8 protein-coding genes are annotated in these 13783 nt (G+C 30.6%); 7 read left to right on the forward strand and 1 reads right to left on the reverse strand.

Annotation, left to right across the window (positions count from 1 at the left end; genetic code table 11):
• The first annotated feature begins 25 nt into the window (after nucleotides 1–25).
• Together AC3HD6_RS04030 and AC3HD6_RS04035 are read left to right on the forward strand one after the other, a co-directional pair.
• Nucleotides 26–2920 (forward strand): hypothetical protein, encoded by a 2895-nt coding sequence (locus tag AC3HD6_RS04030; protein WP_488895190.1) that lies wholly within the window; start codon nucleotides 26–28, stop codon nucleotides 2918–2920.
• Between the two features lie 173 nt (nucleotides 2921–3093).
• On the forward strand, nucleotides 3094–4449 hold the full coding sequence (locus tag AC3HD6_RS04035) for a hypothetical protein (RefSeq protein WP_488895191.1): 1356 nt from the start codon (nucleotides 3094–3096) through the stop codon (nucleotides 4447–4449).
• Between the two features lie 199 nt (nucleotides 4450–4648).
• Here the strand turns inward: AC3HD6_RS04035 and AC3HD6_RS04040 are convergent, their stop codons facing one another.
• Nucleotides 4649–7933, reverse strand: coding sequence for a hypothetical protein (locus AC3HD6_RS04040; RefSeq protein ID WP_488895192.1), 3285 nt, complete (start codon nucleotides 7931–7933; stop codon nucleotides 4649–4651).
• A gap of 388 nt (nucleotides 7934–8321) precedes the next feature.
• Between AC3HD6_RS04040 and AC3HD6_RS04045 the strand changes: the two genes are divergently transcribed.
• The 5 genes from AC3HD6_RS04045 (at nucleotide 8322) to AC3HD6_RS04065 (ending at nucleotide 13628) form a co-directional block, all read left to right on the forward strand.
• On the forward strand, nucleotides 8322–10310 hold the full coding sequence (locus tag AC3HD6_RS04045) for a patatin-like phospholipase family protein (RefSeq protein WP_488895193.1): 1989 nt from the start codon (nucleotides 8322–8324) through the stop codon (nucleotides 10308–10310).
• Between the two features lie 204 nt (nucleotides 10311–10514).
• Nucleotides 10515–10772 carry a hypothetical protein gene (locus AC3HD6_RS04050; RefSeq protein ID WP_488895194.1) on the forward strand — a complete coding sequence of 86 codons (258 nt, stop codon included), beginning with the start codon at nucleotides 10515–10517 and terminating at the stop codon, nucleotides 10770–10772.
• Nucleotides 10772–11383 carry a hypothetical protein gene (locus AC3HD6_RS04055; protein ID WP_488895195.1) on the forward strand — a complete coding sequence of 204 codons (612 nt, stop codon included), beginning with the start codon at nucleotides 10772–10774 and terminating at the stop codon, nucleotides 11381–11383. Before AC3HD6_RS04050 ends, AC3HD6_RS04055 begins: the two co-directional genes overlap by 1 nt.
• A 174-nt stretch (nucleotides 11384–11557) precedes the next feature.
• On the forward strand, nucleotides 11558–12832 hold the full coding sequence (locus AC3HD6_RS04060; protein WP_488895196.1) for an AAA family ATPase: 1275 nt from the start codon (nucleotides 11558–11560) through the stop codon (nucleotides 12830–12832).
• Entirely contained in the window at nucleotides 12816–13628 is an 813-nt protein-coding gene (locus AC3HD6_RS04065; RefSeq protein WP_488895197.1) for a hypothetical protein, read from the forward strand. The genes AC3HD6_RS04060 and AC3HD6_RS04065 overlap by 17 nt, the downstream gene beginning before the upstream one ends.
• The last annotated feature ends 155 nt before the right edge of the window (nucleotides 13629–13783 follow it).

Consider the following 13783-nt stretch of genomic DNA (forward strand, 5'->3'; position numbering starts at 1 on the left):
TATTTCTTTTTACAAAAATAAACTCATGACTAAACCTATTTTCTCCGAATCATTCCTCCATAAATATCTTTACGATTTTAGACTTTCTTCTATTCCAAATATTAGACATATCAATATGCTTGTTATCAATTTAATTAAAGAATTGGAATCTGGTAAGTTTGATAGTTTAAAAGAAGAGGAAATTAAGTCAAGGTTCGTATCAACTTTTTTTGGAGATATTTTAAATTTTAATTATGGAAATGCCAATGAGTGGATGCTTAGAGAAGAGAAAAAATCTAAGACTGATGGTACAAAGCCAGATGCTGTATTGGGATACTTCTTTATTAATAAAAACAATGACGATGTCAGAGTTGCTATAGAGATAAAAGATGCCAAAACTGATTTAGATCTAAAACAAAGAAGGACAAAAAGCCTTAGTCCAGTTGAACAAGCTTATGATTATGTTTCCAAGATGGGAGGGAACTGCAAATGGGTTATAATATCAAATATTCGTGAAATCAGAATTTATCCATCTCTGGATAGGTCTAAATGTCAAATCTTTTATTTGAAAGATCTAAATAAAGAAGAAAAGCTTAAAGAATTATTATTTCTTTTCCATAAAGACAGATTTATAAAATTTGATTTAAAAGAAAAATCAAATACAGATAAACTCTTTGACCATTCTATTAAAGTCCTGGCCATGCCTAATTCAACAGTTCACATAATTGATAAAATTTATGATTCGCTTAAAAGATTTGAAGAGCTAGGTTTTGTAAATCCTGATTATTTGGCTTCAATTAAACCTTTTAATATTTTGGACGAATATGTTTGGCATTATCATGATTATAAACTTTTTACTCTAAATCCAGAAATTTATTACCTTCTTCAAGAAATTGAATTTAAAGACGGTGATATATTTCTATCTGAAAAATTAAAGGTAGAAATTAAAGACTATCATATTATCGAGGCTAAAGAAAAATTGATGTGGTCGTTTAAATTTCTTAATAATTCAATGATTACGGAAATCGAAGCGATAAAAGATTATCAACAAGAAATAGATAAAAGAAAAAATAACAATACGATCGGATTTTCGCACAAGCATGTTTTTTGGACCGACGATAGTATTGCTGTTAAAGCGGATATTGATTTGAGAAATGAGGCAGAAATCTGTGATTGTATTGTATGTAATTACAGAAATTTTGAATTTGAAAAATTGATGAAGAAACTTAAGGTCGCTGAAGGAAATAATGACTACAATAATCTAAATTATGCATTGGGTAATTTCTTAGTTTCTAGGAATGATTATAAAACATCTTATAATATTTTGAAAAGTATCAGGGATGAAACAAAACAACAATCAGAAAACGGAATAACTTATTTTTTAGCGTCATTAAATACTACTTTTCTATATAATCACTTCAACATTTATAGCTTAGATGATCGAGATGAAATTCGAAACGAGATTAAAGCTATTGATCTAGATAAAACTATATATAATGAACTTGAATTCTATTTGGAAAGAGATGTAATTGAATACTTGAAAAAAATCAGAGATAATGATCTTATCTACAAAGTACAAGATGAAGTCGAAAAATTATTAAATGAAATTAAAGAATTAAAAAATCTAATTGATGATGGAGGCTCCATGACAGGAGCTGATTATGCTTATAATTTGATAATTAATTATCAAAAACTTTGTCTGCATTTCTATAATAATTCAATCTTCTACGTAAAATTCGGACGATATAAGAATATTGTTGAAAAAATTTTGGAAGCTTTGTTAATAAGCCACAATACACCAGGCTATGGTGTGCAGGATTTTGATGAATTTGTTTTGGGGGAGTCTATTCTTAATATACCGCGCAAGAACCTGCAGAAATTACTAAAAAAGCAAAAAGTAATATCTGCAAATGAAACCACTGTAAATAAACTTCTTAATAAACTATATAATTGTATCACTTCTTATTTAAATGAGGGTTTTTTGAAACACCCTTACGAAAATCATATTTTAGCTGTAGAATTAAACAACTGGGATTTTAAACAACTGTATACTTCAATTTTTACAAACAGTTTTACTTTGTTCTCAAAAATTGAAATGGATAATGACCAGTTAAAAAATATAGTTAGGCCATTAAGATCTTTTTTGGAAATTGAAAATATTCTTGTTTGGTATGATATAGAAGAGTTATCAAATTTCATAAGCAAAAAAGGTCATTTATTTGATATTATAGACTTGGAAGCAATATTGTTCACAGCAATTAGAAGAGATGAACAATACTCAAAATATGATCTTTTATTAAATAAGATTCCGAAAACCATCAAAAAAAATTATCCGGATTACAAATTTTCAAATACATTGCTAATCCGACGAGCTATACTTAATTGTCAATCAGAAAACAATTCAAATACAGATTACAGAAAGATTATCTATCTAGCTTTGATCGCTGATGAAAACTGTACAAGAATCCTATTAGATGCATTTAATGATTATCTCGAAGAGAATTTTGAAGAGAATTTTTATAGTCTTTTACTACGTTATAAGATTTTGAATATTGAGGATCGTAATTATTTTTTTAAGTATGCAGTTGTAATTAATGATCTTAAAAATAAGCAGATTGCTTATAAGTTTGGAGATCTTCAATTAACAGATCTTGTATACATCAATTTCATTCTTCTAATATATCACCTGAACATAGATTTTGGAAAGAAAGAATTTGAAGTTTTCATCAATTTAAACTCATTTGAAGCTTGGCTCCTTAATCCTCAACAATTTGATTACAGTCAATTTGATACTAGATGGCTGCTTGAAGTAAAGGATTCTCCTGTCATTTTAAAAAGATTTGCAGGTATAGAAGCGATAATTAAATCTGTTGATATCTCTTTATTGCAAAAATATGATGCTGACTTAGCTGAAATTAAATATAAATATCTTTTACAATAAATCATTAATTTAAAGGAGAGTTTCTGAATAATTAGTTATCGTTCTAAAGTTAAATACATTGCTAATACCGATTTAAAGACAGGTAGTATAATTTAAGAATCTGATTCTAAATTGTCGATAAAATGGTCTTTTAATATTCAGTAAATTGTATGTCAATTATAAATTAAACAAATATGGAATTCGACGAAGAAAATAAAGCTTTTGAAGAAAAAGTTAGGGATATTTATCATGATGTTAGGTATGCGGTTGAATTTGAAGAGAGTGAACAAGAAGTAACAAGTGATCAACTAAAGGAAATTCATCGGAAGATTTTATCTGGTTTTAAGTCTGGTCAAGAGAAAATTTTAACAGAGCTGAAAGCACTTCAAACCCGCGCAAAAGAGAATCAAATTTTATTAAAGATCGCCCGCAGAGAAGGTAATAAAAATTTATCTGATGAACTTGTTTTAGAGTCAAAAACTATTGAATACCAAGATAGTATATTTAGAAATCTCGCTGATACAATTGCTTGGCAGATGTTAAATGGTGAACATTATCTATATCGTAGATTCTATACTGGTGAAACGGGTACTAAAGATTTGTCTGACAAAGCCTTTTCACATGTAATCGATTTTACCAACGAGGTTAATGCAGATCCGGATGTATTTTGTCTTATTGCTGACATTACCAATAACATTCAATTAGGAGATTGTTTAATTAGAGACAAAGATGGGATAAAAGTGTCAGAAATAAAGTCTGGCGAGATGAATTTCAAGGCTCTTGATATAATAAATGACCGAAAACTCACGGATGATGATTTTAACGAAAAGAAATTATCGGAGGAGTTTGAAGATAAATTTATCAAACAGATGAAGAGAATGGTATCACAAAAGGGTAAAACAGAAAGAGCTGCTAAAATTGTAAAGGAGAACAGCGGTCCAGATCCCAAATATAAAGATACTGCCGTACATATTGTTGAAAATAATTTTCAAATAGAGACTTACCATATGGAACTTCTTGGATTACTGAGTCAACTACGGTCTCAGGATTATGCATATACCTGCGTAGGTGCAATCGTACATATCGGGGTTTATAAAAATGATTGGCGAGTTTTTGGACAATTTTCAATGGAGCAGCTTTGTGATCCTTTTCCTTTTTTGGATCTTATGTCTAGCAGAGGGGTATTAATCTGTGAGCCAATTTTTCTAAAGCCCTTTCCTGAAGATGTCATTATGGATATAGTATTAGGTAGAATTAAAGTCTTTATAGGAATAAATTACAACAATTTTATTGAATTTTCTAATGATTTAGGTGTAAGTGCATCTTGGTCAACGCCAAAAGAGCTTCAAAAATATCTCCAAAAATTTGAACATAACAAACGTGAAATATTTTCAAATGACAATAAAGGTATTAAGTTAGAAATTGACGGAAATGAAATTTTTGTTGGACACGGTTTCTTTACCAAAATACTTTTTGATCACTTTCTACCGGAAACGATGATACTTAAATATGTTGGTACAATATCTGAGATGTTTAATAAAAATAAGTAAGACTAAGACGACTTTTAGTGTTTTACGATTAAAACGTTAAACACTAAAAGTTGTACGTGGAACTTTGATAAAGATATATTTTTTTGAGTTTATGAAAAAGATAGACAATTGTTTAGTCTTGCTAAAATAGTATTAAAACTATTTTGTACACAAGTTGGTTCGATAATTTAAATTCCTTGTATACTTCTTTGTTTATGTTTTATACATCTTTAAGAAGATTATTCTCTTGATAATCATCATTGGCCATATTAAAGCGTGTGTTCATAAATTCTCTTATAGCCCTAAAGTTTGGAGTTTCAAGATTACATTCCAGCCCATGCAGCGCTAATATTGATAAATATGATATATCAAAGTAACTCTTAAATTCTTCACTTTTAAAAACCTCCAAAGGAAAGTTTAGGTAACAGTCTTTTTCATCCAAGTTCATATATTTTTCATGCATTTCTTGCCTGAACTTAAAAAACTCCTCCTGACTGTTGCTGTTTTCCTGCTCAAAATGGTCTATTTTTTTGTTTAGCATAAAGTTTAACATATTACTTAGTATTTGCCAGTCTTTCCATCCTTCATTTCTAAAGTTTTTAATAAATTCAGGAAAGGAAGGATCTTTTTTTAACTCTTCTAAAGTTAAATGCATGCATTTGTTTATATTTTCAAATCTGTTTCTTATTGCTGTAATCGCTGACTCATGATCATATTTAGAACTTAATGAATCATCATAGATCATTATTTCATTTTCTTTTGGAAGATTAATGTCAAATGTTTCATTCTGGAAGTGTCCTATTGTCAAAGTATTAAAATCTTCTTCAGTATATACATCTCGATGGATTCTTTGATAAAGATTTACTGATTGCTGTTTAGTGTCTAGTTTTGCTTTTTTAAAGAAATTTAAATAAAGTTCTGTAAACTCCTCGGATTTAAGAAGACTTATGTTTGAAAGAATAAACATTAAGGTTCCCATGTTCATTGCTGAATGCCGATTAATTTTTGCAGGGTCGCGATCATCAAAATGTACTACTGTCATTTTCCATTTGATGAATTCATTTGATGCTATTTGTTGAGGTTGTTTAACTAAAGTCCCTAACTCTAAAGTTATTACTATTTCCGTCTTGAGTAAATGAAAATCGATTCCCGATAATGCAATTTCAGACAGTACAATCTGTATATTGGCGATATATTCTTCTGCGATAGAAATCATCTGGTAATTATTATTAAAGCTTACGGTCCATTTACTCCCTAATGCATAAAAAGATATATTTCTTAGTTGTCCAATATCATTTAACGGTAAATCATCGACAAGATTTTTTAAAGCACTATTTATTTCCGCGCCAGATTTAATTTCTGTTTTGATGATTTCCATAGAAGGTTTCACAATGTCATCTCCGAATTGTATACCGGTTTGATCGTTTAAATGATTCAAGAAGTTAAAATAACTTTGAATGAAATAATTGAATTGATAAGAATGAGACAGCATTATATGTAACATAAAACATAAATTTCTTGTTGTAGTTTTTTCCATTTCTGCTGTCTCAACATCATAATTTGAGTCGAATCGGAGACGTATATATTTACTGTACATCATCATGGCATTAAGCCAGGATCCTTGTTTAAAATCTGAATGAAAAAGAATACCAAAGCTGGATTCAACTCGTTTGACAAGCTGATTGTTCATACTAACACGAAATGCTCCCAAAGCATAATATTTTGCAGCAAAATGCATCCCAATAGAGTTGTACAATTGAGCGATATTAAGAAGTGCAAGAATAAAACCTTCCATAGTATCTTCTTGCTGATAATTATCCTTCGCCAAGTGAAACTGTTCAAGAGCTTTTAACATATTAAAAGGTAATCTGGTTTTTAAATAATCTACACCTCTTTTAACCTGCTTTTGCGCTACTTTGATCTTACCATCTCGTTCTGCCACAATAGGATCTAATTTATTTGAAAATTCGTCTAGAGCAGAAGTGATACCCAGGTCATCAGATGGATCACTTGAAATTTGTATTTTTATATATTTATCGATTCTATCCGAAAATTGCGAAAGATTGTATAGAGGTGCTTGTCTAACAAGATCAATAATTTCCTCATAATATGGCAAAAAAGATCTGCTATTTTTAGCTCTAAGTCTATTGATTACCATTAAGATTGTGCCTTTCATCTCTAAAAGTTTACATCTCTCGTTTGGATCTTCTTCATAAAGAAGATGTTGGCTTATTTTTTTGTAATTATTAATATACCATTTCTGAAGGTCTTCAATGGGGATATCTATATTTTCATTTTCGATAACGGTAAAGAGGATCTTCATTAAGATGTCCGCAGTCTCCATTTCATCGGCATTATTAAAAAAATCAAAATCACTAAAATAGTAACGTATATCATCTTCGAATCCTATCAAACTTCCGTCTGGACGTACTCTATTACCTAAATTTTCATAATCGACCTCATAAAATTCATTATTAAGAAAGACAATCTCGTAAATTGCCTTTCTCCGGAATAATTGATGAAGCCTGTGGTTTCGTGCGTAGAAAATTAGCAATGGATTCCAAATGTCTTTATGTTGATGTAGGTATTTTTTTCTGCGACAATAGTTTACGAGGTCAAGTATCTCATAAAATTCACCTAAACGAAAAACAGTAATTTCTCCTATATGCTTATAGTATTCTAGTCTTGAAGCGTACCACTTATCTTCCTCACTGCCAATATCAAGCATAAGCTTCTCAAGCTCATCATTTGTTAGCTTCCTCTTTTCTCCATCGGGTTCATTGACTTTAGAAAATACATTATCCAGCAAAACACCCAGAATCTGACTTGGTTCATCGTCGTCAAATTCAAATGGCATCTTTTGTATGAGATCTATTATTCTCTCTCTCGTATTCGAAAACTCTTGTTCTGGACTGATACTTAAGAATTTCCATTGGATCATTTTTACAAAACTTATCCAGAAATTGTCATCCAAACCATTAAATATGGATTTGGCCTCTTCAATTTCTGTTTTGTTTTTTTCATTGCCAGTATATTCATTAACATATTCATTTATGATTTGCTTGACTTTATTGGCATAAGTAATTAGCTTTTCTTCATCTAAACTATCCTGATGTTCAAACCATTCTTTCAACATTTCAGCATCATTTTCTTGACGCTTTTGAGCAATGCCGCTGTTGGTCTCAAAAATGAATTCCTTGGTAAATTCATTATAATCAGATTTTACATGGAGCATAAAAAAATGCGCAAGACATTTCTTTATTTCTTCAGTACTGAATGAAAAGTTTTTTGAATACAGTTTAATCTGCCTAAATTTTATACCCCTATTAACAATATTTTTTTGAAAAATATCTTCTTCATATTCACAGTAGATGTCTTCCTTTATATTGTTTAAGTAATTAAAAACCCAAGCTTCTAATGTTTTTAATGTTTGATAATTATAACCTCTTTGAGAACTAAATGCATCGGTATCTTTTGAGAAAAGGAAAAGTTTGTTGATTTCCATAAAAAAATGGTTGAGTTTATAGGTTAGTTTTTATGTACTAAGATCGGTCTTTTTTCTTTGCAATTCTGTATTTATTACCTGTAAATACATTTAAAATGTAAATAAATGTATAAAAAATGTTGGATTTCTCCCATATAAATTATAATAGATGCCGACATATTCTATAACCATTCTGACATCTAATTAGAAATTACAGAAATTCCATTTGATAAATTAATTTAATTATATTAAATACGGGCAGGAATTAATTAATAGATTTAGTTTTATCAATTTTCAAAATTTGCTGATATTAATAGTCTATTAATTTTCATTTTTTTTTATTTATTTTCTTAATTTTTTCTGTTGAAATTCCGTAATTTTATATGTAACTAATTAATAATCAATTTATATGGAAATTCAAAACGAAGAAGAGATATTTTCTTTAGGTATCACAATGGCTGGTGCTGTATCTGCAGGCTGTTATACAGCGGGGGTAATGGATTACCTCTTCGAAATATTAGATAAGTGGGAAAAAGCTAAAAAGGATAAATCATCACCTGATTTTAAAAAAGTTCCTCAGCATTGTGTGAGAATTGATGCGATGGGTGGTGCTTCTGCAGGTGGAATGACTACAACTATGTCAGCTATCTATGCCCTCAATGGTGTTATTAATCCTGTAATAGAAGCAAAAGATTTGTGTAAAAACAAAGTAAATATTCTTTATGATAGCTGGGTGTTGATGGGTGAGGGTGTGGATAATAATGAGGATGGAGATAAAAGACCATTGTTTGAAAAACTTTGGGATACTGATGATTTAGAGAAAGGTGTATTTGGATCATTACTAAACTCTAAGTTTATTGACTCAATTGCTAAAAAAGCTTTTAAAGTAAATGCAGGTATAAATTTAGTTGACAAAGTAGAAAATCTACCATCATTCATTTCAAAAGATATCCAGTTGTTATATTCCCACTGCTTACTTAGAGGTATACCACTTGCTGTAAATTTTGAAACTCAAATTTCAAAAAGGGGAAGAAGAAGTGTAATACCTAACCATAGTACTTTTGAACATTACATTGTGACCCAATATAATTTAAACAAAGGTATAAAACCTGATCCTTCTAAATATCTTTGGTTTAATCCTTATGATGAAAAACATTCAGATTTACTCAAATTATCGACAATTGCAACCGGTGCATTTCCTATAGGCTTGGCATATAGAGAATTTAAAAGTGAACATCTGACTGGGAATTATATTAGGACCGCTATTAAAAGAGTTGTGACAGGTGATTATGGTGACAATCCTGATCCGTATAATAAAATAAATCTTGATTTTCTTCCTGAAAATTATTCATCTGTGGTAATTGATGGTGGGGCGATCAATAATGAACCCTATAGAGAAATATTAAGCATCCTTGAACATAAGAGTAATAAAATAAATGATGGATACCCACGATATGGTGTAGTCATGATAGATCCTTTTCCTGATAGAGCACAGTTACAGGAAACTTATGCGAGACCTAATGATGCAGTCGATGTTGCTCAGAAGATTATTGGAACTTTAATGGACCAGTCAAGGATTAAACGAAGAGAAATGTTAGAAACGGATTCATCACAACATTTTAAAAGTATAATCTTCCCTCGAAAATGGAGAACTGATTTTGGCGGAAATATTAATGGTGCTCCTAGAACAATAGCATGTGACTCTGCAATGGCATTTGGAGGGTTTTTAGATATTAGTTTTCGACAGCATGATTTTTTTCTGGGTCGTAACAATGCCCGTAATTTTGTACGATATTTTTTCTCGTTTCCATATAATAATAGTAATGATCCTGAAAAATATGATGTGCATCCAATTCATAGGAAGTGGACACAAGATATGGTTGATACATTTATATTTGAGAAGGACGGGCAATTTTATTTGCCAATAATCCCGGATCTTTATCTATTCGATGAAGATAAAGATCAAAGAAAAAATCAACGGACTCACTATGATATTAAAGATTTACCAAAATACAATCCAGAGGAGATTTTCAAACTTGAAAAACAAATTGAAAACAGATTCAAAAAGATTTTAAATGTAATACAAAACCGTGATTTCACTGAAGAAATAGAAAAAGCTAAGAGGACAGAATTAGAAAATCTCTCGGAGAAACAGAGAGAAAAAATAAGAAATATGGCTAAAAGAGCTGCTGAGAAAAATATGATTGCTGAAAAATGGATCAAGAAAAAATATAGAAAGAATCTACTATCCAAATTTTGGTCATTCACATCTAAACCATTTGTAAATACGGGATTTTATTTTGGAAAAAATTACGCAGCAAAAAAAATGACTCAAGCAATTATTTCAGAAATTTTGAAAGACCTAGCTTCAAAAGATTTGCTGAAAAAATATAAATAGAATTATCATAAAACTATTAAAATAAAGATCAGCCTTATTGCTTTATGGAACAGTTTCTAATTATTTATTCATTGAGTAGCAGTATTGATGTTAAATTTATAATCAGAAATTAAAGACTTTTTATCATGAATTTTAACAGGTATAATATTGAATTAAAGTCTTCTTATTGTTGATTTTTTGATTAATATTTAGTATATTTACTGTATGAAAAGCGTAAAAAATCATAATGCCGCTGGCGCTTCAATTGTTCGAAAATTACGTACTAACAAGCTTAGTAATGGTATGCCATTTATGATACATGTTAAAGAACTTGCATCAAATCAGTGTTATTATGAGTTTCCAAATGGTGTTATTGAGCTTGTTTCAATCATGACTCCAAAAGAAATGTCTACAATTAAAACTCTTACAAAGAGCGAGGCTAATAAATTAAGAAAGCAACTTGATTTTGAAGTTGTGAAATAATGCCTGACTTATATATAATTACTGGTTCAAATGGTGCTGGTAAATCTTCTGTAGGGCCTGATTATCTTCCTGAACATTTGAAAAAATCTGTTTTTGATGGAGATAAATTATTCATGGAAAAGAAAAATGAATTTTGGAGAAGTGGCATTCGATCACCTAAAATATGTAAGTTAAAAGCTTATGACGTCGTGAAAGAAACTTTTAATGATCTTGTAGAAGATGCATTGGCGAACAAAAGTGATTTTGCGTACGAAGGGCACTTTACCAATCATGAAACATGGGATATTCCAAAAAGATTTAAGGAAGCCGGCTACAATTTAATTATGATATTTTTTGGATTGACTGATACCGATGCATCTCAACTGCGTGTATTAGGAAGAGTCAATGAGGGAGGACATTATGTTGATCCACTAACTTTGGAATCTAACTTTTACGGGAATTTGGAGAAGTTAGATATTTACTACAAAATGTTTAATTATATCAGAATTTTTGACACCTCATTTACTGAGCATATTGAATTGGTACAAATTCATGATGGTGTTCCTGATTTTTTTGACATTGATTTGCCTACCTGGTTTACTGATAATTTGAAAAATATTATTAATTCATAATTTATTAATCTTGAGTGCGTAATTGTACTGATGTTAATAGTGATCCAATAATTATAATTTTAGATTTTTTTTGACTCAAATTAATTATTTTTGTAATGGAACAGTTGAACTTACTAATCTATCATCTGTATTTCCATATAAATTTCAAAATGTAACTGCTATTATAGAACAAAGATGTATTTAAATAAAGTTAGCATAAAAAACATACGATCTGTAAAGTCTTTCGAAATGACATTTGAAGAGCCTGCAGGGTGGCATGTTATTATAGGAGATAACGGTGCTGGAAAGTCTACAATTGTTCGTTCCATTGCATTAGGGATTGTCGGTCCCAATGATGCGAGAGCGCTACGATTAAATCTTAATAACTGGATCAGGTGGAATTCCAACGAGTCTGGAAAAATTCATCTAACAGTTACTAAGCATCCTGATGATAAAAAATCAGATACAACTCATAAGGCTAAAAAAAAATTTGATGCCATTTTATCGTTGATAGACAATAAGCATAATGGTTATATCTTAGAAGGAAATAAAGGTTTAGCTTATGAAAGTATCTGGAGTAATAGTGCAGGCTGGTTTTCTTGTGCTTTTGGTCCCTTCAGACGTTTCACTGGTGGAGAAAAAGAATGGATGAAAGTCTATTACTCTGATCCTAGAGCAGCAGCTCATCTGTCTGTTTTTGGTGAAGATGTAGCCCTAACTGAGGCGATAGATTGGCTAAAGGATTTACATATTAAAAATTTGGAAAATAGCTCACTTAAAAGTGATACTGCTTTTATTTTAGATGCCTTAAAATCTTTTCTAAATGAAGGGGGATTGCTTCCTCATAATTCAAGATTAGACTCTATAAGCAGTGAAGGTGTTTTTTTTATTGATGGAAATGGGAGCAAAATTGATGTTACTCAGATGAGTGATGGATACCGTTCGATTTTAAGTTTAACATTTGAATTAATTAGACAACTCGTAAGATCTTATGGATCTAAAAAGGTATTTCGTAATTTTAATCAAAATGAATATTTTATAGATATGCCCGGGGTCGTTTTGATTGATGAAATAGATGCACATTTACATCCAACCTGGCAGGCTAGAATCGGGCAATGGTTTACAAAAGTGTTTCCTAAGATTCAATTCATTGTTACTACACATAGCCCTTTGATATGTAGAGCTGCGGAAACTGGTACTATATGGAGATTGAGAGCACCTGGAACTGATCAAGATTCTGAAGAGGTATTAGGTATTGATAGAGAGAGATTACTTTTTGGTGACCTCCTTGACGCTTATGGTACCGAACTATTTGGTAATAATGTTACGCAGTCAGAAAGTGGTCAAGAACTTTCAGCTGAGTTAGCAGGTTTGACTTTAAAATCCTTCAAAGGAACAATAAATTCTGAAGAGAATTTGAGATTAAGCCAACTAAAATCAATGATGCCAAGTAATGATACAACTAAATGATAGTAATTTAGAGGATTTTGCAATTACTAAGCTGGCAGAATATCAGAAATTAATTGACGATAAACCAACTTATCCGGAACGTGTAGCTGAAGCAAAGAAAAAATTCAAATCATCTAACACAACGAAAAACAGAGCATTTATAGAGGTTAAGAAGAAGCTTAGTGTAATGTGCTGTGGGCCTGATCGATGTAATTATTGTGAAGACAGTAAAGCAGATGAGGTTGAACATATTTACCCAAAAGATTGGTATCCTGAAAAATGTTTTGCCTGGATGAATTATTGTTATGCTTGTGGTACTTGTAATGGTCCTAAAAATAACAAATTTGCTGTTCTAAAGAGAATAGACGGAACAGTGGTGGAGCTGATCAGAAATAAAGATTCTGATATTATAGAACCTGAAGAAGGTGAAGCGGTTTTGATAAACCCACGTCTAGAAAATCCACTTGATTACTTATTTCTTGATATTGATAGCACTTTTTTCTTTACATCAATGGATGACGACAGTACTAGTGAAATAAGTATAAGAGCAGATTATACGATAAATATTTTGGGATTAAATTCTAGATCGTATCTTGTAAAGGCAAGAAAACTTGCATTTTCTAATTTTGAAAGTCGTCTCTCTAACTATATTATCAGAAGAAATGCTGGCGCTAATCAAATTCAACTGGATAATATGATTGAAGATATAAAAGGAGAGCATCACCAGACTGTATGGCGTGAAATGAAACGCCAGAAAAGCAGATTGCCTGCTTTGGAAATTTTATTTGATGCTGCTCCAGAAGCTTTACTGTGGTAGCTTAGTCCATTACATTTTTTAATTTTAAGACTCAAACGTTAGTAAATTATACTTGTGAAAAATTTTTGCAATAGTATTTTGTAAACTTTTTTGTTTTTTTTAGAGTCATTTTTTTTAAAGCAAAGCATTCTATAGTTTCAGGATCAATAATTGAG

The organism is Chryseobacterium sp. II3a (assembly GCF_057815135.1).